At 57.2% G+C, this 21,514-nt stretch carries 18 protein-coding genes, 1 tRNA gene and 1 other RNA gene; 9 read left to right on the top strand and 11 right to left on the bottom strand.

Annotation, left to right across the window (positions count from 1 at the left end; genetic code table 11):
• Positions 1-625: 625 nt before the first annotated feature.
• The 5 genes from SOM40_RS00895 to SOM40_RS00875 form a co-directional block, all read right to left on the bottom strand.
• Positions 626-757: non-coding RNA, RtT sRNA (locus SOM40_RS00895), on the bottom strand.
• 34 nt (positions 758-791) lie between these two features.
• Positions 792-868 (bottom strand) — tRNA-Pro (locus tag SOM40_RS00890).
• Positions 869-959: 91 nt separating this feature from the next.
• A complete protein-coding gene (eptB, locus tag SOM40_RS00885; protein ID WP_312998569.1) occupies positions 960-2,651 on the bottom strand; it encodes a kdo(2)-lipid A phosphoethanolamine 7''-transferase in 1,692 nt (563 codons plus the stop codon).
• A gap of 265 nt (positions 2,652-2,916) precedes the next feature.
• Positions 2,917-4,119 (bottom strand): L-lactate MFS transporter, encoded by a 1,203-nt coding sequence (locus SOM40_RS00880; protein ID WP_320530861.1) that lies wholly within the window; start codon positions 4,117-4,119, stop codon positions 2,917-2,919.
• A 205-nt stretch (positions 4,120-4,324) separates the two neighbouring features.
• The gene (locus SOM40_RS00875; RefSeq protein WP_106995510.1) at positions 4,325-5,026 is read right to left on the bottom strand and encodes an autotransporter domain-containing protein; all 702 of its coding nucleotides are present in this window, start codon (positions 5,024-5,026) and stop codon (positions 4,325-4,327) included.
• 180 nt (positions 5,027-5,206) lie between these two features.
• Here SOM40_RS00875 and tag point away from each other — a divergent pair, with 180 nt between their 5' ends.
• Positions 5,207-5,788 carry a DNA-3-methyladenine glycosylase I gene (gene tag / locus SOM40_RS00870; RefSeq protein ID WP_106995509.1) on the top strand — a complete coding sequence of 194 codons (582 nt, stop codon included), beginning with the start codon at positions 5,207-5,209 and terminating at the stop codon, positions 5,786-5,788.
• Positions 5,766-6,212, top strand: a complete 447-nt coding sequence (locus SOM40_RS00865) for an N-acetyltransferase (RefSeq protein ID WP_106995508.1) — start codon at positions 5,766-5,768, stop codon at positions 6,210-6,212. Before tag ends, SOM40_RS00865 begins: the two co-directional genes overlap by 23 nt.
• On the opposite strand, the gene SOM40_RS00860 is transcribed toward SOM40_RS00865, so the two are convergent.
• Positions 6,175-8,454, bottom strand: a complete 2,280-nt coding sequence (locus SOM40_RS00860) for a molybdopterin guanine dinucleotide-containing S/N-oxide reductase (RefSeq protein ID WP_320530870.1) — start codon at positions 8,452-8,454, stop codon at positions 6,175-6,177. The two genes, SOM40_RS00865 and SOM40_RS00860, sit on opposite strands and share 38 nt — an antisense overlap.
• Positions 8,455-8,670: 216 nt before the next feature.
• Between SOM40_RS00860 and SOM40_RS00855 the strand changes: the two genes are divergently transcribed.
• The 6 genes from SOM40_RS00855 to ghrB all read left to right on the top strand — a co-directional run bounded on the left by SOM40_RS00855 (position 8,671) and on the right by ghrB (position 14,704).
• Positions 8,671-9,333: an OmpA family lipoprotein gene (locus tag SOM40_RS00855; protein WP_106995506.1), complete on the top strand. Its 663-nt coding sequence runs from the start codon at positions 8,671-8,673 to the stop codon at positions 9,331-9,333.
• A 169-nt stretch (positions 9,334-9,502) separates the two neighbouring features.
• Entirely contained in the window at positions 9,503-10,519 is a 1,017-nt protein-coding gene (locus tag SOM40_RS00850; protein ID WP_166181217.1) for a LacI family DNA-binding transcriptional regulator, read from the top strand.
• A 101-nt stretch (positions 10,520-10,620) separates the two neighbouring features.
• Positions 10,621-11,370 (top strand): sugar phosphate isomerase/epimerase family protein, encoded by a 750-nt coding sequence (locus tag SOM40_RS00845; protein WP_320530860.1) that lies wholly within the window; start codon positions 10,621-10,623, stop codon positions 11,368-11,370.
• Between the two features lie 4 nt (positions 11,371-11,374).
• Complete coding sequence (locus SOM40_RS00840; protein ID WP_225759831.1) at positions 11,375-12,313, top strand: sugar kinase; 939 nt, start codon at positions 11,375-11,377, stop codon at positions 12,311-12,313.
• 108 nt (positions 12,314-12,421) lie between these two features.
• On the top strand, positions 12,422-13,702 hold the full coding sequence (locus SOM40_RS00835) for an MFS transporter (RefSeq protein ID WP_106995502.1): 1,281 nt from the start codon (positions 12,422-12,424) through the stop codon (positions 13,700-13,702).
• 27 nt (positions 13,703-13,729) lie between these two features.
• Positions 13,730-14,704, top strand: a complete 975-nt coding sequence (gene ghrB, locus SOM40_RS00830; protein WP_262662339.1) for a glyoxylate/hydroxypyruvate reductase GhrB — start codon at positions 13,730-13,732, stop codon at positions 14,702-14,704.
• A 55-nt stretch (positions 14,705-14,759) separates the two neighbouring features.
• On the opposite strand, the gene cspE is transcribed toward ghrB, so the two are convergent.
• Both cspE and SOM40_RS00820 read right to left on the bottom strand, forming a co-directional pair.
• Complete coding sequence (cspE, locus tag SOM40_RS00825) at positions 14,760-14,972, bottom strand: transcription antiterminator/RNA stability regulator CspE (protein WP_032615822.1); 213 nt, start codon at positions 14,970-14,972, stop codon at positions 14,760-14,762.
• Between the two features lie 269 nt (positions 14,973-15,241).
• Positions 15,242-15,952 (bottom strand): DUF3053 domain-containing protein, encoded by a 711-nt coding sequence (locus SOM40_RS00820; RefSeq protein ID WP_106995500.1) that lies wholly within the window; start codon positions 15,950-15,952, stop codon positions 15,242-15,244.
• 331 nt (positions 15,953-16,283) lie between these two features.
• Between SOM40_RS00820 and SOM40_RS00815 the strand changes: the two genes are divergently transcribed.
• On the top strand, positions 16,284-16,574 hold the full coding sequence (locus SOM40_RS00815; protein ID WP_106995499.1) for an HTH-type transcriptional regulator: 291 nt from the start codon (positions 16,284-16,286) through the stop codon (positions 16,572-16,574).
• 41 nt (positions 16,575-16,615) lie between these two features.
• Here the strand turns inward: SOM40_RS00815 and SOM40_RS00810 are convergent, their stop codons facing one another.
• The 3 genes from SOM40_RS00810 to glyQ all read right to left on the bottom strand — a co-directional run bounded on the left by SOM40_RS00810 (position 16,616) and on the right by glyQ (position 21,480).
• On the bottom strand, positions 16,616-18,235 hold the full coding sequence (locus SOM40_RS00810) for an ABC-F family ATP-binding cassette domain-containing protein (protein ID WP_320530859.1): 1,620 nt from the start codon (positions 18,233-18,235) through the stop codon (positions 16,616-16,618).
• Between the two features lie 254 nt (positions 18,236-18,489).
• On the bottom strand, positions 18,490-20,559 hold the full coding sequence (gene glyS / locus SOM40_RS00805; protein ID WP_225759835.1) for a glycine--tRNA ligase subunit beta: 2,070 nt from the start codon (positions 20,557-20,559) through the stop codon (positions 18,490-18,492).
• Positions 20,560-20,568: 9 nt separating this feature from the next.
• Complete coding sequence (glyQ, locus tag SOM40_RS00800; protein ID WP_003860141.1) at positions 20,569-21,480, bottom strand: glycine--tRNA ligase subunit alpha; 912 nt, start codon at positions 21,478-21,480, stop codon at positions 20,569-20,571.
• Between the last annotated feature and the right edge of the window lie 34 nt (positions 21,481-21,514).

Raw genomic sequence — 21,514 nt, 5'->3', positions numbered from 1 at the left:
TGTTTTTTGTTGTGTTACTCCGCCTGACCTTTAATTTATTTTTTACCCGGTCCGGTCGGTGTTGCCCTGAGGCGTTATAAGGGATGGAGATTCCTTTCAGAAGAGCGACTGAGTTGCAGCGCAGATCCTCCCTGAAGTGCCCCTCGTGCCCTACAATCTGTCAACAGAATGTGAAAACGTCAATACAGGTGACGGGGATTTACGCTAAGTGTGAGAATTGACAAACAAAGATTAAAAAAACTACCGGAGCGTATTTTCAGCAGGGAAATTTATGCTACCCGCCATGATGCAGCACAACTCTCTACGCAATCTGCTACAACCAGTGATTAACATTTATTCAACCGAGGTAAATTTTCTTACGGAATGGCGATTATCTGCGCACTAAATGCCATGAACGTTAAAACGCACAGGGGAAAATGCTGAGGTTATCCATAAGCAACGCGAAAAAAGATCAATCCAAAGATAAAAAAATACAATGGAATATGTCACAAAAACGTTAGCAGGCAGGGCTAAACAGAGGTAAGGCGTATTTTGGTGAGTTAAGAGAAGTAAGTCTTGCGGGGAATTAATTTCGGCGGACGATAAATGCAAAAAACCCCTGCTCTAAGAGCAGGGGTTTCGAATGTGGTCGGCGAGAGAGGATGACTCGTCACTTCGTGACTCGCCCTGCGGGCCGTTGCTGAAGCAACGTTCTCTCGCTTCGCTCGGGTCGAACCTCCTGCCCCGGAGGTTCTCATCCTCATAACCTTCAGATGCAAAAAACCCCGCTCTTAGAGCGGGGTTTTCGAATGTGGTCGGCGAGAGAGGATTCGAACCTCCGACCCACTGGTCCCAAACCAGTTGCGCTACCAAGCTGCGCTACTCGCCGTTTGCGGAGCGCATCTTACTGCTACGCCCCATCTCCGTCAATCCCTTATTTTGCAAAAGCCTTTCAATCGGCTATAAAGTCGCCAGGCCTGTTACTTTGCGGCTTTTGCAGCACCGTCCGGCACTTTACACCAGTTGTTATTCTCGTTAATCCCGCCGTCTGGCGAGGTGTAACCGAGGCAACCGAGAATAGTGTCGTACAACTCCACATGACGACGCGCCACTTTCATATCCGCCTGCTCTTTCAGGTGAGCGAACATTTTGGCTTTATCCGGGTTCTCCAGATATTTGTCAGACATCCACACCATCATCGGCACGCGGAACTGCTCCGGTGGTGCCATCTTGCGCGGTGTACCGTGCAGGTGCTCTTTCTCGTTAATCGACTCACCATGGTCGGCGGCGTAGAAGACGATCGCCTTCTTATCACGCACCTGATCAATCACGCTGTCGATAAAGTGATCCACGTAGGTCACCGAGTTGTCGTAAGAGTTGATCAGCTGCGCTTTGGTACAGTCTTTATCCACGCCCTTACATTCCGGCGTCCATTTGGCAAAGCTGCGCGGATAACGCTGGGTGTAGTTAAAGTGTGACCCTTTGGTATGCAGGATGATCATGTGCTTACCGTTCTGGTTGCCCTGCAGGGAGCGCTGCATCTCATCGATCAGCAGCATATCGTCCACGCTCTTACCGCGGTTACGCGGCTCGGCGCCAATCTGCTCGCGGTAGGCGATGTTGTTGGCCATGGTGTTGCTGTAGAACCACATCTCGCTCTGCATCGCGTAGAGGTCGGAGCTAAAGCCAAGCTGACGCAGTACCGAGAAGACGTTCTGCTCTTTCAGCGTCCGCTGTGGGTTATCGCTCGCCCCACCCTCACGCACAAACATGCAGCGCAGCGAGAGCTTGGTGGCGGTATCACAGGAATAGCCGCGGAAGGCGACGAGGTTTTTCTCCTGCGCCAGCTTCGGCGTAGTATCCCGCCCATAGCCCAGCATGCCCATATGATCCCAGCGCGTGGTTTCACCAATAATGAACACCACGTAGGTATCGTCGATATCCGTCGGTGCCTGATAGGTGAATTTCTTCGCCGGGTTCATCAGCGATTTATTATCGGAGGACTCATCCACCTGCGCCCAGGCATATAACCCCAGCGCGGAGATCCAGTTGGACGGCAGATAGGAGTTCGCCACCACGCCGCCGTAGCTCGGCATATCCACGCCGGAGGTACGTTCAACGTTTTTCTGTTGCAGGTCGAGCAGGCGAATTGGCCCCCAGACCATTAATCCTGCCAGCACCACTACCGCGGCGCTGCGGATGCGCTGCCCTGGCGTACGCAGCTGGCGCAATAAGGTATAGCGGCAGCGGTTGTTCCAGATAAGCAGCAGAGGCAGAATGCTGACGCAAACCAGCCAGAGAATAAAGTGCAAACCGACCACCTCTTTCGAGAGGTCGATATCCGTGGTCATCACCGAGGCAATAATGCCGTAGCCAATCACCACGTTCATAAAGGTCATGTAATAGCTGGCACCGGCCGAGCACAACACCACCAGCGTGGCGAGTACGCGCCAGATCCGCCGTCCAAACAGCGACAGCAAACGCAGCAGAAAGAAGGTAACCAGCACAGTGGCAACCAGTTCGACGACCGCAGCGATTCCTTTCCAGGCGGTAAAGTCTTGCGCATAACCATCAAACCGACGGAAAAAAACCGCGCCATTCATAAACAGACCGATGTACAACGCGAGCAAAAAACTGAGCTTTTGTTGCGTCATCGCTTTGATATATTTCATTAATGCAACCTGGAGAAAGGTAAATAGAACCGTTTCACTTTTGGTCAAAAAGTGAACAGGATAATTCATTGCTCAGGGGACCGTTATCGGAAACGTCTTTAAGCGCGGTAAGTAGACCACAGGGAAAAGAAAAAGTGGCAGCAGAGAATGTGATCCCTGCAAATATTTACAAAAAAACAAGTCCGATGACATACCTGCGACCTGCTCTTTACCTATTACAGAAACAAAAAAGGCCGGAATATCCGGCCCTTAGGGTGAGTTTTAATCAGGCATGCGCTTCGTTAAATATTTCACGCTGCGGCTGGCGAATAGTGGTGGAAAGCGCCAGGGAGAGGATCAGCAGGGCAAATATAACGCAGAAGGTGACATAAAAGCCGCCGAACAGCGAAGCAATAAGCGAACCGCAAATACTGCCGATACCAAAGCCTAAATAAATAACACCGTAGTTTTTCGCCAGGTTATTCAGACCGAAGAATTCACTCACCAGCGACGGGAATACGGTAATGGTGCCACCGAAGTTAAATGCCACGCAGGCGATGGCGGCGAAGAAGGTCACTTCATTGAGCGGGGCGAATAACAGCGCCGCCATCCCCACCAGCGATACTACCTGGCCGATCGTGATCACGCGGATACGGGCGATTTTATCGGAGAGGATCCCCAGCACCAGGCGGCCAGAGAGGTTAGCGATGGAGATAATGGTGACCGCATTGGCTGCGGTTGCGGCATCCAGCTTCACCATCCCCTGGGCGATATCTTTCGCCACACCAATCACATACAGACCACTCATGCAGGCGGTCAGGAACATCACCGCCAGCATCCAGTACTGCGGTTTACGCATGGACTGGGCCAGAGTGAAGTCGTTCTCCACCACGCCGTTAACGGATTTCACTTCCTGCTGTGGGGCATCTTTCATCAGCGTCGCCCCGAACAGGATCATCACCAGCACGATAGCGCCCCAGATCATGAAGGTCTTTTCCAGGCCGACGGTGGCCAGCAGATGGCTGTCGATGAATTTGAAGCCCAGGCTGCCGAGACCATAAGAACCAATGGCGAAGGCGGAGATCAACCCTTTACGCTCCGGGAACCACTTCACGCAGTTGGACAGCGTTAACAGGTAGCCTGCGCCATCTGCCAGCCCCACCAGCACCCCGGCACTCAGCCACAGCATCATCAGGTTGCTGGAGTGGGCGGTCAGGAAGAAGCCGACTCCCAGCAAAATCCCGGAGGCCATGGTGACGCGTTTCACGCCGAAGCGTTCCTGTAATTTACCGGCGATAGAGGATGAGAGGGCCAGACCCAGGCTCAGCAGGCCAAAGGAGAAGGCCACCTGGCTAACCGGAGCATTGAGTTTATCGGAGAGGGCGCTGTTAAACAGGCTCCAGGTATAGACTGAACCCAGAGCAAACTGGGTCACGATGGTGCCGATAAGGGTTAGCCAGCGGGTGCGGGTATACGTTGAGGTATTCATGGCAGTTGTCCTGCAGCAGAAAAAAGGGAAGTTCACTGCTGGCAACGATAACCAAAACCCTACATGAGCAGGGGTAAAACGGCATGAAATGCAGACGGGACGGAATGAAATGCCAAAAATCAGGAATGAATGACCTGGACTATCGTCTGAACCTGCCCCGGATAAGCGAACTCCCGGTGCCGACCAGGTCATTCATGCACTGAATTCAGAACCTCGCGCTGACGCCGAGGGTATAGAGATAATCTTCTCCGGTGGTCATGTTTTCGGCCTGCGACATTGAGGCATAGGCCGCCATGTACGGGTTGAGCAGCATATCCGCCCCGACGGTGACATCCATCCAGTTGCCGTACTGCGTCGAGGGTGCCAGCCGCCCCAGGCCGGACTGCATCTTCCACTGATTATCACCGAACTGCTGGTTATAGCTGATTTGCGCCCAGGGCCGCACATCCCCCAGTCGGGTATCGACGCGCCAGCCCAGGGTGCTGACGCTGGCATGCCATAGCGGGTCGGTCAGCGATTGGGTATTCACGCTGTCGCCAAACTCGTTAACCATATTGGGCGTGGAGCCGTCGTAATGCCAGGCGGCAACCGGTCCGGTGGTGAAACGGCGGGCAACGGGAATACTCCACCCCACGCTCATTGAACTGGTCGCATCCGTCGGGGACGAATCGGGCAAATTCAGCGCCAGACCGGGCGTATTCTGCGAAGAGAGGATCCGCTCTTTGAGAATGTCCTCATAACGCGGTTGGTGATCGTCGTCCCATGTATAACGCTCAGTGGTATTACTTTTTGTATCCGAAACGATATATTCCTGTTGCCAGGCATTTGCTGTGTTGCCTGTCAGCAGACAGGCTAAGAAACTCACCAGGCCCGGGGCATGGCGGCCACTTATTTTTTTTATAATCATCAAAGCGACTCCAGAGAAGAGCCGAATTCGGCGATATTTGTGATTGTTTATAGTGAGGCTACGCGGCGACATGAAGAATGTTGCGTATCAGCCTGTATTAACTATTGTCTCTTTAGGTGACACGTCAAGCCGGGTCGATTGAAATTTTTGCGATTTCATGAGCAATAAGGGAGAGAACCGATGCAACGTTGTGGCTGGGTTAGCCAGGATCCGCTCTACATCGCCTATCACGATAAAGAGTGGGGCGTGCCGGAAACTGACGGAAAGAATTTGTTTGAGATGATCTGCCTTGAGGGTCAGCAGGCCGGATTATCCTGGATCACCGTGCTTAAAAAGCGGGAGAACTATCGCCAGGCCTTTCATCAGTTCGACCCGGTTCTGGTCGCCGGGATGACCCCTGAGGATGTCGACAGGTTAGTGCTGGATGCGGGCATTATTCGCCATCGCGGCAAAATCGAAGCCATTATCGGCAACGCCCGGGCTTATCTGGCGATGGAAGAGCACGGCGAGCGCTTTACCGATTTCGTCTGGTCTTTTGTCGATAACACCCCGCAGGTGACCCGGGCGGCGACGCTGGCAGAGATCCCCACCTCCACGCCCGCCTCAGACGCACTGTCGAAGGCGCTGAAAAAGCGCGGCTTTAAGTTCGTCGGCACCACCATCTGTTACTCCTTTATGCAGGCCTGCGGGCTGGTCAACGATCACGTCACCGTCTGCCACTGTCATCCCGGAGGTCAACATGATCCGCAAATGGCTCAATGAGGAGCTCGAACCTCTGCTGGCTCTCTGGCTTGAAAGCACCACCGTCGCCCATCCGTTTATCGACGCGCAGTACTGGCAGGAGAGCGAGGCGGTCGTGCGAGAGGTCTACCTCCCGTCGGCAGAGACCTGGGTGTGGGAAGAGGACGGTCAGCTTCGGGGCTTCATCAGCGTGATGCAGTCAGTCTATGTCGGCGCGCTGTTTGTCGACCCGGCGTATGCCGGACAGGGGATCGGGCATGCGCTGATCCACCATGTGCAGCAGCGCTACCCGTCGTTAAGTCTGGAGGTTTACCAGAAGAACAGCCGGGCGGTGAATTTCTACCATGCTCAGGGCTTTCGGATTGAAGACAGCGCCTGGCAGGAAGATACCCAACATCCGACCTGGCTTATGAGCTGGCAGGCGGATCAAACGCCGTTAGCGTAAGCGTCGGCCCCTGATATTTTTCCAGCCATGCCAGCGCGGTATTCCCCGCACAGCCGTTCCCCAGCTTCGAGCTGGGGAGATCTTTGGTCAGCACGTTGACCGCCCCGTTCTTACAAATTCCGCCATTATCACCATCCAGATCCGGCCATGCTCCCTGATGAATGCAGATCACCCCAGGCTTAATGCCGTCGCTGACCACCGCCCCGGCCAGCACCTGGCCGCGATGGTTCCAGACGCGGACCACGTCGCCATCGGCAATGCCGCGCGCCTTCGCGTCATCCGGGTGCAGCGTCACCGGCTCGCGCCCGGCCACCGCGTATTGCTCACGCAGGGAAGAGTAGTTCAGCTGGCTGTGCAGACGGTGCGCCGGATGGGCAGAGAGGATCTGCAGCTGCTGCGGCTCGGCATTGCCATGCCACTCGTCCGGCTCCAGCCACATCGGGTGCGGCGGACAGTCGGCATAGTTGTAGCTGGCGATACGCTCAGAGTGGATCACAATTTTACCGCTCTCGGTTTTCAGCGGATGGCTCGCGGGATCGCGACGGAAATCGGCGAAGCGCACGAACGTCGCGTTCTCCTCGGACTCCGGCATTTCAACGATCGCATTGGCCTCCCAGAACTCGGCAAAGGGCGCTAACGTCACCCCCTGTGCCGCGCCGCGCTGCCCGGCGATCTGGTAGAAGGTCTCCAGCCACTCGAGATCGGTTTTGCCTTCGGTAAACCGCTCGCGCCCGCCCTGCTCCCAGCGTTCGCTCAGCTCGGCAAATACCTCCAGGTCATCCCGCGCTTCATCCCGTGGTGCCACGACCCGCTTCATCGGCACCATATGCTGGTTGCTGTAATCCCCGGTCATGGTCATGTCATTACGTTCAAACGAGGTGGTCGCCGGCAGCACGATATCGGCATGCTTCGCCGCCGCGGTCCAGAAGCACTCGGAGATGACCACCAGCTCCGGCTTTTGCCAGGCGCGGATCAGTCGGTTAGTGTCCTGATGATGGGTAAAGTTGGCGCCACCCGCCCACCAGACGAAGCGAATATCCGGGAAGTGGCGATCCAGCCCGTTGTGCTGATAGAAGCCGCCCGGGTTTTCCAGCGCCTCGACAATCCGGGCGACCGGGAATTTATCCACCGCGTCCGTACCGCCCTTGACCGACCCCTGCATGGAGGCCAGTACCGCCGCGCGCCGCGTTGGGTTGCCGCCGTTGGCAAAGTGGTATGAAAGACCAAAGCCGCCGCCCGGGGTGCCAATCTGACCGAGCATCGCTGCGAGGGTGACCAGCATCCAGTGTTTCTGCTCGCCAAACTGCTGGCGCTGCATGCCCCAGCCGGACATCAACATGGTGGTGTTATTGTGGAATAAGGCCGCCAGTTCGCGGATTTTGTCTGCCGGAACGCCGCAGATGCCGGCAGCCCACTCGGCGGTTTTGGCGATCCCGTCGGTTGCGCCGAGCAGGTAATCGGCAAATTTTTCATAGCCGCTGGTACAGCGGGCAAGAAACGCCTCGTCCTGCCAGCCGTTCTCCACCAGCGTATGGGCGATGCCGAGCATCATTGCCACATCGGTCCCCATATGCGGGGCGATCCATTCGGCGCTTTCACCAAAGAAATCCATGGTTTCGGAGCGCATCGGATCAATACAGATCAGGCGCTTGCCGCTTTTACGCAGCGCGTCGAAATACGGGATCCCCTGCTCATCGCTGGCGTTCCAGGCAATTTTCAGGGTGTTGAGCGGGTTGGCGCTCCACAGCACCACCACATCGCTGTGCTCCAGCACCAGCGGCCAGCTGGTCTGCTGCTGGTACACCTCGTTGCCGCCCACCACATAGGGCATGATGGCCTGCGCCGCACCGGTGGAGTAATCCCCCAGATGACCGGTGTAGCCGCCCGCCAGGCTCATATAGCGCTGAAGCAGGGTCGCGGCCTTGTGCAGCACACCGTTCGAGCGCCAGCCGTACGACCCGGCAAAAATGGACGACGGACCATAGTTCTCACGAATACGTTTATGCTGCGCGTCGATAAGATCCAGCGCCTGATCCCAGCTGACGCGCACAAACTCATCCTGCCCGCGCACCCCCTGTGGGTTATCCGGCGACGCCAGAAAGCCTTTACGGACCATCGGCCAGCGCACGCGGGTTTTGCTGTGCACCTGGTCGCGCACTGCGGTTTGCAGAGAGTTAGGGTGCTGCGTCGGCAACGCGCCACGGGACGAGATCACCGTGTCGCCGTCGGTTTCGACCAGCATGGGCCCCCAGTGGGCTGCCGTCAGAATGGTTTTTGTAGAAGTGGTCACAGCGTGTGCTCCTGGATTGCCGGTTGCAGGTTTTCTCAGCCTTCATTGAGGCTGTTTATGATTCGTCACAAATTTAAGAGTTATCCCCGGAATTTTCTCCGTAACTGCACGTCATAATCAACCGCCACGCCCGTCGTGGCAAAGAATAAAAAAGCTTAAGGAAAGAAGATGAAAAAAAGCGCACTTATGATTGCCGCCGTAGTCAGCGGCGCACTGGTTGTTTCAGGCTGCACCACCAACCCTTACACCGGCGAACGCGAAGCGGGTAAATCGGGCATCGGCGCGGGCATCGGCTCCCTGGTCGGCGCAGGCGTTGGCGCACTCTCCTCCTCGAAGAAAGATCGCGGCAAAGGCGCTCTGATTGGTGCCGCGGCAGGCGCCGCGCTGGGCGGCGGGGCCGGTTATTACATGGATGTGCAGGAAGCGAAGCTGCGCGACAAGATGAAGGGAACCGGCGTGAGCGTCACCCGTAGCGGCGATAACATCATTCTGAACATGCCGAACAACGTGACCTTCGACAGCAGCAGCGCGACGCTGAAACCTGAAGGTGCCAACACCCTGACCGGCGTGGCGATGGTGCTGAAAGAGTACGAAAAAACCGCGGTGAACGTGCTGGGCTATACCGACAGCACCGGTAGCCAGGATCTGAACATGCGTCTCTCCCAGCAGCGTGCCGACGCAGTAGCCAGCGCCCTGATCACCCAGAACGTCGCGGCAAACCGCATTCGCACCAGCGGCATGGGCCCGGCCAATCCAATCGCCAGCAACAGCACGGCGGAAGGTAAAGCGCAGAACCGCCGCGTGGAGATCACGCTTAGCCCGATCCAGTAGGTAAAAGCAAAACGGCAACCTGGTTGCCGTTTTTAGTGTTTGCACCCTCTCCCCGTGGGAGAGGGCCGGGGTGAGGGCATCAGGCTGCACAAACCCCAGGCCCGGTAAGCGTAGCGCCACCGGGCATTTTCGCGCTAAGGTGTACGCACCAATAGCAAGGAAATCAGCGATGAGCAAATCAACACGGTCCACCATCAGCGACGTGGCGAAAGCCGCAAAAACCGGTAAAACCAGCATCTCCCGTTATCTCAACGGCGAAAAACACCTGCTGTCCGACGCACTGCTGGCCCGCATTGAACAGGCTATCGCCGACCTCGACTATCGCCCGAGCCTGATGGCCCGCGGTCTGAAACACGGCAAAACCCGTCTCATCGGCCTGATCATCGCCGATATCACCAACCCCTACTCCGTTAATGTCCTCAGCGGCATCGAAGCCGCGTGCCGGGAAAAAGGGTTTACCCCGCTGGTGTGCAACACTAATAACGAAGTCGACCAGGAGCTGCACTACCTCGATCTGCTGCGCAGCTATCAGGTGGAAGGCATCGTGGTTAACGCCGTGGGCATGCGCGAGGAGGGGCTGAACCGCCTGCAGCAGTCGGCCCTGCCGATGGTGCTGATTGACCGCAAAATCCCGGACTTCGCCTGCGATGTGGTGGGACTGGATAACACTCAGGCTGCGACCACCGCCACCGAACATCTGATTGAACAAGGCTTCGAAGCGATCCTGTTCCTGAGTGAACCGTTGGGGATGGTCAATACCCGCCGCGAACGCCTGAGCGCCTTTCGCTCCACTCTCGCCCGCTATGCTGGCGTAGTCGCTGAAAACGTCGAGATCCCACTTCACGAGTCTGAGCAGCTGGACAACGCCCTGCGCCAGTTTCACACCCGCCATCGCGGGATGCGCAAGGCGGTGATCTCCGCAAACGGCGCGCTGACACTGCAGATTGCCCGAGCGCTGAAGCGCATTGGCCTGCACTGGGGCAGTGACATCGGCCTGCTGGGTTTTGACGAACTTGAGTGGGCCGAGCTGGCAGGCGTCGGCATTACCACCCTCAAACAACCCACCTGGCAGATTGGCTTCGCTGCCGTCGAGCAAGTGGTCCGCCGGATTAACGGCGCGGATGAGGCCGTTCGCGAACAGGTCTTCTCCGGCGAGCTGATCGTCCGCGGTTCCACGTCACGTTAACCCCCTTCGTGATGGCGATCATAAATCCAGCATCCTGAACTTTTCTTTGGAACCGGTTCCATCTAGCGTAAAGAGTATCAGCTACGTGATGGAGTCCGCCAATGGGCAGAAAAATTATTGTTGTCACCGCCGCGTATGGCGCTGACAAGGTACGTGAAGCAGGTGGCCAGCGCGCCATGCTGCACGTGATCGCCGGTGCGGGTGCCGACGGGGTCGAGATCCGCCGGGAGTTATTCAGCGACGCCGAACTGGCGTCTTTACCCACGCTGGCCGGGTCCATTGAACTGCTCGGCCTGCTGGCCTGCTACTCCGCCCCCGATGCCCTCTTTACCCCGGACGGCAATCTCAATCCCATGCTGCCCCGCTACCTTGCCGAAGCCGCGACGCTTAATGCCCTGTGGCTTAAGGTCTCCCTCGGCCATTTCAGCGATAAGCAGCAGCTCAATGCGCTGCGCGCCATGCTCGATGAAACCGGCATGACGCTGGTGGTGGAAAACGACCAGACGCGCTGCGGGCAGCTGGCGCCGATGCAGCGTTTCAAGGCAGCCTGCCGGGTGATGAACCTTCCGGTCACCCTGACCTTTGATATGGGCAACTGGCTGTGGGTGGGTGAATCCCCGGAGGAGGCCGCAAAGCATCTGGCGCCTGCGGTGAGCTATATCCACGTCAAAGCCGCCGTTCCCCATCAGCAACAGTATCGCGCCGTGCCGCCGGACAACGACAGCGCCCGCTGGCAGGCGCTGCTGGATCAGCTTCCTGCCGACGCTCCACGCGGAATCGAGTTTCCGCTGGAAGGGCCAGACCTGACGGCGGTCACCCGTCACTACGTTAATTTGCTGCGCGAGGAGTAACGACATGCCACACGCTCTGGATGTCATCACCATTGGCGAAGCCATGGCCATGTTTGTCGCCACGAAGACCGGCGAACTCAGCGCCGTCGACCACTTTATCAAGCGCGTTGCTGGGGCAGAACTGAACGTCGCCACCGGCCTGGCGCGCCTTGGCCTGAAGGTGGGCTGGGTGAGCCGCGTCGGCAATGACAGCTTCGGCCAGTTTGTGCTCGATACCCTGAAAAATGAGGGGATCGAGACCGCAGGCGTGACCCTGGATGGCCGTTATCCGACAGGCTTTCAGCTCAAATCGAAAGTCACTGATGGAACCGATCCCATTGTGGAGTACTTCCGTAAAGGCTCGGCGGCCAGTCACCTGTCGGTAGAGGATTTCAATCCAATCTGGTTTACCGCAGCACGGCATCTGCACCTGAGCGGCGTGGCGGCGGCGTTGTCCGCCAGCTCATACGCCCTGCTCGATCATGCCGCAGGCGCAATGAAAGCCGCAGGCAAGACGATCTCCTTCGATCCGAACCTGCGCCCGGTGCTGTGGAAAAGCGAAGCGGAGATGGTGGAGAAGCTCAACCACCTCGCCTTCCAGGCCGACTGGGTATTACCCGGTGTGAAAGAGGGCCAGATCCTGACCGGAGAAAAAACGCCGGAAGGGATCGCTGATTTTTACCTGAACCGCGGCGTGAAGGCGGTGATCCTGAAGACCGGGGCCGACGGCGCCTGGTTTAAAACCGCCGACGGTGAGCAAGGTGCCGTGGCGGCGGTCAGGGTCGAAAACGTCGTCGATACCGTTGGGGCGGGAGACGGTTTTGCCGTCGGCGTGGTCAGCGCCCTGCTGGAGGGGAAAACCCTGCAGCAGGCCATCACCCGCGGCAATATCATCGGCTCGCTGGCGATCCAGGTTCAGGGCGACAGCGAAGGATTACCGACCCGGCAACAGTTAGGGGAGTAAATCCCCTCACCCTGCCCCTCTCCCCAGAGGGGAGAGGGAATAAACAAACAGACCACCCTGTACCCTACAGACAGCGGCGGTCATTTCCTCAACCACAGAGGCAAGCCCATGAACAATGCAACAAATGCAGTAAAACGCTGGTGGTACATCATGCCTGTCGTGTTCATCACGTACAGCCTGGCGTATCTCGATCGCGCGAACTTCAGCTTCGCGTCCGCCGCTGGCATCACCGAAGATTTGGGGATCACCAAAGGCGTCTCCTCGCTGCTGGGTGCCCTGTTCTTCCTCGGCTATTTCTTCTTCCAGATCCCCGGCGCGATCTACGCCGAACGCCGCAGCGTGCGCAAACTGATCTTCATCTGCCTGATCCTGTGGGGCGCCTGTGCCTCCCTGACCGGGATGGTGAATAACATCCCGGCGCTGGCGGCCATTCGCTTTATCCTCGGCGTAGTGGAAGCGGCGGTAATGCCCGCGATGCTGATCTACATCAGCAACTGGTTTACCAAATCCGAACGCTCGCGCGCCAATACCTTCCTTATTCTCGGTAACCCGGTCACGGTGCTGTGGATGTCGGTGGTCTCCGGGTACCTGATCCAGTCCTTCGGCTGGCGCGAGATGTTCATTATTGAGGGCGTTCCGGCGGTGATCTGGGCCTTCTGCTGGTGGGTGCTGGTGAAAGACAAACCGGCGCAGGCCAAATGGCTGTCGGAAGATGAAAAAGCGGCCCTGCAGGCGCAGCTGGATAAAGAGCAGCAGGGGCTGAAAGCGGTGCGTAACTACGGCGAAGCCTTCCGGTCACGCAACGTGGTGCTGCTGTGCATGCAGTACTTCACCTGGAGCATCGGGGTTTACGGTTTTGTCCTGTGGCTGCCGTCCATCATTCGTAGCGCGGGCGATAACCTCGGTATGGTCGAAGTGGGCTGGCTGTCATCCGTGCCGTATCTGGCAGCAACCATCGCGATGATCGTGGTCTCCTGGGCGTCGGATAAACTGCAAAACCGTAAGCTGTTCGTCTGGCCGCTGCTGTTAATTGCTGCCTGCGCCTTTATCGGCTCGTGGGCGGTTGGCGCCAACCACTTCTGGGTTTCCTATACCCTGCTGGTGATCGCCGGTGCGGCAATGTACGCCCCGTATGGTCCGTTCTTTGCCATCATCCCGGAAATGCTGCCGCGTAACGTGGCGGGCGGCGCGATGGCGCTGATCAACAGCATGGGTGCGCTGGGCTCGTTCTTTGGTTCGTGGTTCGTGGGATATCTCAATGGCGCAACCGGCAGCCCGTCGGCCTCGTACATCTTTATGGGGGTGGCGCTTTTTGCCTCGGTGTGGCTTACTTTAATTGTTAAGCCTGCTAATAATCAGAACCTTCCCGTCGGCGCACGCCACGCCTGAACCCTTTTAACATCAACGGAGATTAGCATGAAGCCGTCCGTCATTTTGTATAAAGCCCTGCCTGATGCGTTACAGCAGCGCCTTGAAGATCATTTCACCGTTACCCGGGTCAACAACCTGAGCCCGGAGACGGTGCAGCAGCACGCTGACGCCTTCGCCGGTGCCGTCGGGCTGCTCGGCTCCAGCGAAAAAGTGGACGCCGCGCTGCTGGAGAAAATGCCTGCGCTTCGTGCAACCTCGACCATTTCAGTGGGCTATGACAACTTTGACGTCGACGCGCTGAATGCCCGTAACGTCCTGCTGATGCACACCCCAACCGTACTGACCGAAACCGTGGCCGATACGGTGATGGCCCTGGTACTCAGCAGTGCGCGCCGGGTGGTGGAAGTGGCCGAGCGCGTCAAAGCCGGGGAATGGACCAAAAGCATTGGCCCGGACTGGTTTGGCACCGACGTGCACGGCAAAACGCTGGGTATCGTTGGGATGGGCCGCATCGGCCTGGCGCTGGCGCAGCGCGCCCACTTCGGCTTCAACATGCCGATCCTCTACAACGCACGCCGCCAGCATAAGGAAGCCGAGGAGCGTTTCAACGCCCGCTACTGCGATCTCGATACCCTGTTGCAGGAAGCGGACTTCGTCTGCCTGATCCTGCCCCTGACCGATGAGACGCATCATCTGATGGGCAAAGCGCAGTTTGAGAAGATGAAGAAGTCCGCCATCTTTATTAATGCGGGCCGTGGACCGGTGGTGGATGAGCAGGCGCTGATCGCGGCGCTGAAAAACGGTGAAATCCACGCGGCGGGGCTGGACGTGTTTGAGCAGGAGCCGCTGCCTGCCAGCTCAGAACTGCTGAAGCTGCCTAACGTGGTGGCGCTGCCGCACATTGGCTCTGCGACGCACGAGACGCGCTATAACATGGCGGCCTGTGCGGTGGACAACCTGATCGACGCCCTGCAGGGCAAGGTCGATAAAAACTGCGTGAATCCGCAGGCTAAGGCCTGAACGAAAAAAACCCGCCAGAGGCGGGTTTTTAAATTCTTTTAGCTGAGTTGGAAGCTTACAGGCTTACAACGTTACCAGCTGCTGGGCCTTTAGCGCCGCTTTCGATGGTGAAGGAAACTTTCTGACCTTCGTCCAGAGATTTGTAGCCATCGTTCTGGATAGCAGAGAAGTGTACGAACACGTCTTTTGAGCCATCGTCAGGAGTGATGAAGCCGAAACCTTTATCAGCGTTGAACCATTTTACCAGACCAGTCATTTTACCAGACATAGAAATTACCTTTTAAAAATTTGTTTTGCCTTCCGGCGCGATGATGGAATGTGTTACAGATTTTTAAGCGATGAAGGAAGGGTCACTACGAAGGGTATCTAAGGATAACGCATCTGGACTGCTTAACTAAACTGCTTTAGGTCTGTGTAACAAACCGACGAGGACTATTAAACATAGTTACGACATCAAAGACAAGCTTTATTTTCTACCTTAATAAAAAAACCCGCTTTCCAGCGGGGTTTTTATACGGCCAACGTACGCGTCTGACGCTACTCCGTTGCGGCCATCGCCGCGCCCCAGGCCTGACTAAACGCCTGATGCTGCGCTGCCAGCGGCCCAATCAGCGTATTGTACTGGCTGGCCTGCTGTGAGGTCGGGAACTGAATGCCGTTGGAGACAAAGCTCACCTGGGTCCCCTGCTGCGAAATATAATCCGCCACCTGTACCAGCTGCTGAGTAAAGATCTGCGCGGCCGGAATGAGCGGCTGCAGCGCATCGGCAGGTTTGGTCACCACTTTTTCATACGCTTTGTCGAACACAGGTTTCAGGTCGTCGCCCTGTTTCAGCGCAGAGCGTGCGCCATCAGCCTGCATTTTAGCATTCTGCAGCTGCTGGCCCAGCACACCCAGCGCACCGTTTGCCTGGCTCAGCGGCTCACGCTGGGTCACATAGTCCTGTGGGACGCGAATCGCATTCACGCTGTCCACTACCGGACGTAGACCGGCGTCCATCGCCTGATTCACCTGCTGTGAATAACCATACAAAATGGCATAGTCGGAAACGAAGGGACCAAACTGTTTTTTCTGATCCGCAGTCAGCGTTGGCAAACGCTCGCCACTGCGCATCGCAGTATTTTGCAGGAAATCGATAAACGCTTTGCGCTGATCGCCTTCCTTATCGAAACACCCACTCAGGCTCACTACCATTAACAACGCCGCAAGCGGCGCAAACCAGCGAGAGCAGAGCTTTCCTGTCGCCATTGTTATTACTCCTTTCACCCAAAAAAGCGCACACCGGCACACGCGTGCCCAACGCTGCCAAGAATAGTCCAGGTCAGGCCTGCAAGATACTCTTTTCATGTAAAACGGCTATTGCCATATAAATTCTTACGATTTACAAAAATATACCTGATGCTAAGGCGCTACTGATTAATCAAGTCATTAGCATAGGTAATCAGCGCGAAAACCAGCGAGCGAAACGTATCTCCAACAATTAATCACGCACGTTACGATCTCCTGTCAGTTTTACCGTCTATTCTTAAATTGCTCTCTATGTTCACGATCCCGCAGTGTGATTTAAGAGGAGTTCTCAATGGAATTAAAAGATCCTATGTTCGATCTGCTAAGCAGTCTGGAACAGATTGTTTTTAAAGATGTACCGCAGACGGTGACCCGTTCGCAAAAGTCTAACCCCTTTACGGAATTTGAGCGCTTACGCAAAGGGACAGGGATGAAAAACGATGATTTCGCGCGAGCTATGGGTGTCAGCGTGGCAATGGTTCAGGAGTGGGAATCTAAAAGAGTGAAGCCCTCCATGACCGAGCTGAAGCTGATGAGCCTGATTCAGGCTAACCCGGCCCTCCGTAAGCAGTTGACTGAATAACATTGTTTTAGCCCCCGCATTTGCGGGGGTTTGTGTTTTTGTTACCGCCGTTCACCGCACCATTCCCCATCCCGCCATACCAGGTCATGCGTCAGGTTAAGCCCCTCCAGAAAATGCTCGTCATGCGATACCACCAGCAGAGCGCCGGGAAAGCCTGCCAGCGCCGCCTCGATGGCCTGCATTGAGGCCAGGTCCAGGTGATTGGTCGGTTCATCGAGCAGCAACAGCTGCGTCGCCTCTTCCCGCCACAGAACGCAGGCCAGCGCCGCTTTTAACCGCTCGCCGCCGCTCAGCTCTGCCAGCGGGAGCGTTACCTTATCGGCCCCCAGCTGCAGCTGCGCCAGACGACTGCGCAGCACCCCCTCCTCCAGCGGCGTATTATGCAGGTTAAGATGGCTGATAACGGACTGCGTCAGATCCAGCTGCGACAGATGCTGGTCGAGGTACGCCGTATTGACCGACACGCGACAGGCACCGGCGACGGGCGCGCACTTACCGAGGATCGTTTTCAGCAGGGTGGATTTCCCGCAGCCGTTCGGCCCGCGTAAGGCCACCCGCATCGGCCCGTCCATACGCCAGTTGAGCGGCGACATCGTGACATAGGGCAGCACCAGATCGTCCAGCACCAGCACCTGTTTACCCTCCACAAGCTGGCTGCCCGGAAGAGTAAACATCACCGGACACTCCTCTTCGACCCGTTCCCGCGCCTGATTGACCGCCGTATTCAGCGCATCCTGTTGATCATGGTGCTGTTTGCGCCACGAGCCTGGACGCTCCTTTGCCGCGCCTTTGTATTTAACCCGCTCAAACGAGGCGATATTGAGCGAATCCACCGTGCGCAGGGTTTTAGCCGAGCGGCGCAGGCTGTCGTCATGCTCTTTCTGCATACGGACGCGGGTGCGTTTGCGCTCGGTTGCCGCGTGCTCCAGCGCTGCGCGGGCGGCCTGCTGCTCGGCATCCCGCTGACGCTGATAGTCGGCGTAATTTCTGCCGTAACTGTGTAAACCGGAGGGGCTGAGTTCCAGAATGCGCGGCACCTGCGCCAGCAACTCACGATCGTGGGACGCCACCAGCACACCGCCGGAATACCGCGCCAGCCGGGCGTAAAACCACGCCCTTCCCTGTTGGTCGAGGTGGTTGGTGGGTTCATCCAGTAGCAGAAAGTCCGCATTGGCCGTAAACGCGCCGCTCAGCAGAGCACGAACCCGCTCGCCACCGCTCAGCTCAGCTGCCAATCTGTCTGGCGCAAACGCCGGAAGCTGAGCTTCCCTGAACGCCTCGCTTAGCCGCTCGCCGATATCCCAGAAACCGTCGAGGCGCTCCAGATCGTCAGGCTGGTACTCGCCGGTGTCGATCCGCTTGCGGGCAGCAAAGATGGCTTCATAGCCAAGCAGTTGGGCCAGCGTGGTTTGCGGAGAAATATCGTGCTGTTGCGCAACGTAAGCGTGCGTGCCGAAACGTTCGATATGGCCGCTGGCGGGCTCGTCCAGCCCGGCCAGCAGGCGCAGGAGCCGGGTCTTGCCGCTGCCGTTGCGGCCAACGAGGGCGCACAGCGACGGCTCGAGAGAGAAATTCAGCGGACCAAAAAGGGTATCGCCCGTCGCAAACTGACAGGTCACCTGATGCAAAATAAAAGAAGGGGATTGCGCAAAATGAGCCATAAGCACTCCTGAATGAAATCAAAACATCCCCTGCCGACGCGGTGGCGTTTAGCAAGGATCGAAATTCATCAGTCGTGGTTGTTCATTTTTGGGGGGCGCTCCAGGGAGAGAAAGTTAACGGGGATAAGGATAACGGTAATTTGTTGACCGTTTCAAGGTTAAATTTTCAACGGCACGGCATAAAAAACCCGCCGAAGCGGGTTTTTAACACTCACAGGCCCGAGCCAGCATAGCGCCGCCGGGCAATGGGCGCCTTACTGCAGCAGGGAAATGTCCGCCACGCGCAGGAACAATTCGCGCAGTTTTTCGAGCATCGACAGACGGTTGATACGCAGATCTTTATCTTCTACGTTCACCATCACTTTCTCGAAGAAGGCGTCGATCACGTCGCGCAACTCAGCCAGTTCCACCAGTGCTTCCTGGTAGCGACCTTCCGCAAAGACCGGTTCCAGCTTGTCGCGCAGCACTACAACCTGCATCGCCAGGGCAATCTCTTCCGGCTCTTTCAGCGTCGCGGCGTTCACACGCTCGTTCAGCTTCTCATCGGACTTCGCCAGGATGTTGGAGACACGCTTGTTGGCCGCAGCCAGCGCAGATGCCGCTTCCAGGGTACGGAAGTGGGACACCGCCTTCATACGGGCATCGAAATCTGCCGGACGGGTTGGACGACGCGCCAGAACCGCCTGAATGGTGTCAACGGTGTAGCCTTCGTCCTGATACCAGGCGCGGAAACGGCCCAGCATAAAGTCGATAACCTCATCCACCACGTTAGTGTTGGTCAGCTTGTCACCGTACAGACGCACCGCTTCTTCGGTCAGGGTCTGCAGATCCAGGTTCAGGTTCTTCTCAACGATGATACGCAGCACGCCCAGCGCAGCACGACGCAGCGCAAACGGGTCTTTGTCACCTTTCGGATGCTGACCGATACCGAAGATACCCGCCAGGGTGTCCATCTTATCGGCAATCGCCACCGCACAGGCTACCGGGTTAGACGGCAGATCGTCACCGGCAAAGCGCGGCTGATACTGCTCGTTCAGGGCCACGGCCACATCTTCCGCTTCGCCATCGTGGCGCGCGTAGTGCATACCCATCACGCCCTGGGTGTCGGTAAATTCGAACACCATGTTGGTCATCAGGTCGCACTTGGAGAGCAGGCCTGCACGGGTCGCGTGATTGACGTCAGCACCGATTTCACGAGCGATCCAGCCGGACAGCTCCGCGATACGGTCAGTCTTGTCGCGCAGCGTCCCCAGCTGTTGCTGGAACAGCACGGTTTGCAGGCGCGGGAGGTGATCTTCCAGACGCTTTTTACGGTCGCTATTAAAGAAGAACTCGGCATCCGCCAGACGTGGACGCACCACCTTCTCATTACCGGAGATGATCTGGATCGGATCTTTCGATTCGATGTTAGCCACAAAGATGAAGTTCGGCAGCAGTTTGCCGTCGTTGGCATAGACCGGGAAGTACTTCTGGTCGCCCTTCATGGTGTGAACCAGTGCTTCTGCCGGCACCGCGAGGAATTTCTCTTCGAACTTCGCGGTCAGGACTACTGGCCACTCCACCAGCGAGGTCACTTCTTCCAGCAGGCTGTCGCTCAGATCGGCGTTACCACCAATCTGACGTGCCGCTTCTTCCGCGTCCGCTTTAATGCGGGCTTTACGCAGTTCGTAGTCAGCAATGACTTTACCGCGCTCCAGCAGAATTGCAGGGTACTGATCGGCATTGTCGATGGTGAACTCCGGCTCGCCCATAAAGCGGTGGCCGCGGATCACGCGATCGGATGCCACGCCCAGAATGGTGGCAGGAATGACGGTGTCGCCCAGCAGCAGGGTCACGGTGTGAACCGGACGCACAAAGTGCACGTCGCTTGCGCCCCAGCGCATCAGTTTTGGAATAGGCAGTTTGGCCAGCGAGGTGGCGATCATGTTCGGCAGCAGCGCTTCCGCGCTCTCGCCCTTCACATGGGCGCGATAGAGCAGCCATTCGCCTTTGTCGGTGGTCAGACGCTCGGCCTGGTCAACGGTGATACCGCAGCCACGCGCCCAGCCTTCTGCCGCTTTGCTCGGCTTACCTTCGGCGTCGAACGCCTGGGAAATGGCCGGGCCGCGCTTTTCTACTTCGCGATCTTGCTGAGCCGCCGCAAGGCTCGCCACTTTCAGCGCCAGACGGCGCGGAGCAGCAAACCATTCAATTTTACCGTGTGCGAGGCCAGCATTATCCAGCTCGGCAGTCACGTTCGCAGCAAAGGACTCCGCCAGGCTGCGCAATGCTTTTGGTGGCAGCTCTTCGGTGCCGATTTCCACCAGGAAAGTTTTCTCAGACATGGCCGCCTCTTATTTGTTTCGGTTGCACATCGGGAAGCCAAGGGCTTCACGGGACGCATAGTAAGCTTCTGCAACGGCTTTGGTCAGGGTACGAATACGCAGAATGTAGCGCTGACGTTCAGTGACGGAGATCGCTTTACGGGCGTCGAGCAGGTTGAAGCTGTGGGCGGCCTTCAGAATACGCTCGTAGGCTGGCAGCGGCAGCGGAGTCTCCAGCGCCAGCAGCTGCTGGGCTTCTTTCTCATACTGCTCGAAGCAGGTGAACAGGAAGTCCACGTCCGCGTATTCGAAGTTATAGGTGGATTGCTCCACTTCGTTCTGATGGAACACGTCGCCGTAGGTGGTTTTACCCAGCGGGCCGTCGCTCCAGACCAGGTCGTAAACGCTGTCTACGCCCTGAATGTACATGGCCAGACGTTCCAGACCGTAGGTGATTTCACCGGTGATCGGCTTACATTCCAGACCGCCAACCTGCTGGAAGTAGGTGAACTGCGTCACTTCCATGCCGTTCAGCCACACTTCCCAGCCCAGACCCCAGGCACCCAGCGTTGGGTTTTCCCAGTTATCTTCCACGAAACGGATGTCGTGGATGGTCGGATCCATACCCAGCTCTTTCAGCGACCCGAGGTACAGCTCCTGAATATTGTCCGGGGACGGCTTAATGACCACCTGGAACTGATAGTAGTGCTGTAAGCGGTTCGGGTTTTCACCGTAGCGACCATCGGTCGGACGACGGGATGGCTGCACGTAGGCGGTCGCCATTGGCTCTGGCCCCAGCGCGCGCAGGCTGGTCATCGGGTGTGAAGTGCCGGCGCCAACTTCCATGTCCAAAGGTTGAACAATGGTGCAGCCCTGGCGAGCCCAGTAATCCTGTAAGGTCAGGATCAGGCCCTGGAAGGTCTTAGTATCGAACTTTTGCATAGTATTTCGTGCTGGATACGTGTGGTTTTGAATG

The sequence above is a fragment of the Leclercia sp. CFBP8987 genome, from assembly GCF_034044995.2.
Classification (GTDB): Bacteria; Pseudomonadota; Gammaproteobacteria; order Enterobacterales; family Enterobacteriaceae; genus Enterobacter; species Enterobacter tamurae.
The sequence above is the reverse complement of the archived record's forward strand: the minus strand, read 5'-3'. Positions and strand labels throughout refer to the sequence as shown.

Bases quoted from the DNA above. Each gene is read 5' to 3' on its own strand.
- glyS (WP_225759835.1), bottom strand. From the start codon at position 20,559: ATGTCTGAGAAAACTTTCCTGGTGGAAATCGGCACCGAAGAGCTGCCA.
- SOM40_RS00860 (WP_320530870.1), bottom strand. From the start codon at position 8,454: ATGCTGGTCGAAACCGACGGCGACACGGTGATCTCGTCCCGTGGCGCG.
- SOM40_RS00880 (WP_320530861.1), bottom strand. From the start codon at position 4,119: ATGAATACCTCAACGTATACCCGCACCCGCTGGCTAACCCTTATCGGC.
- SOM40_RS00810 (WP_320530859.1), bottom strand. From the start codon at position 18,235: ATGGCTCATTTTGCGCAATCCCCTTCTTTTATTTTGCATCAGGTGACC.
- tag (WP_106995509.1), top strand. From the start codon at position 5,207: ATGCAACGTTGTGGCTGGGTTAGCCAGGATCCGCTCTACATCGCCTAT.
- SOM40_RS00835 (WP_106995502.1), top strand. From the start codon at position 12,422: ATGAACAATGCAACAAATGCAGTAAAACGCTGGTGGTACATCATGCCT.
- SOM40_RS00850 (WP_166181217.1), top strand. From the start codon at position 9,503: ATGAGCAAATCAACACGGTCCACCATCAGCGACGTGGCGAAAGCCGCA.
- glyQ (WP_003860141.1), bottom strand. From the start codon at position 21,480: ATGCAAAAGTTCGATACTAAGACCTTCCAGGGCCTGATCCTGACCTTA.
- SOM40_RS00815 (WP_106995499.1), top strand. From the start codon at position 16,284: ATGGAATTAAAAGATCCTATGTTCGATCTGCTAAGCAGTCTGGAACAG.
- SOM40_RS00845 (WP_320530860.1), top strand. From the start codon at position 10,621: ATGGGCAGAAAAATTATTGTTGTCACCGCCGCGTATGGCGCTGACAAG.
- SOM40_RS00865 (WP_106995508.1), top strand. From the start codon at position 5,766: ATGATCCGCAAATGGCTCAATGAGGAGCTCGAACCTCTGCTGGCTCTC.
- SOM40_RS00840 (WP_225759831.1), top strand. From the start codon at position 11,375: ATGCCACACGCTCTGGATGTCATCACCATTGGCGAAGCCATGGCCATG.
- SOM40_RS00875 (WP_106995510.1), bottom strand. From the start codon at position 5,026: ATGATTATAAAAAAAATAAGTGGCCGCCATGCCCCGGGCCTGGTGAGT.
- ghrB (WP_262662339.1), top strand. From the start codon at position 13,730: ATGAAGCCGTCCGTCATTTTGTATAAAGCCCTGCCTGATGCGTTACAG.
- eptB (WP_312998569.1), bottom strand. From the start codon at position 2,651: ATGAAATATATCAAAGCGATGACGCAACAAAAGCTCAGTTTTTTGCTC.
- SOM40_RS00820 (WP_106995500.1), bottom strand. From the start codon at position 15,952: ATGGCGACAGGAAAGCTCTGCTCTCGCTGGTTTGCGCCGCTTGCGGCG.
- SOM40_RS00855 (WP_106995506.1), top strand. From the start codon at position 8,671: ATGAAAAAAAGCGCACTTATGATTGCCGCCGTAGTCAGCGGCGCACTG.
- cspE (WP_032615822.1), bottom strand. From the start codon at position 14,972: ATGTCTGGTAAAATGACTGGTCTGGTAAAATGGTTCAACGCTGATAAA.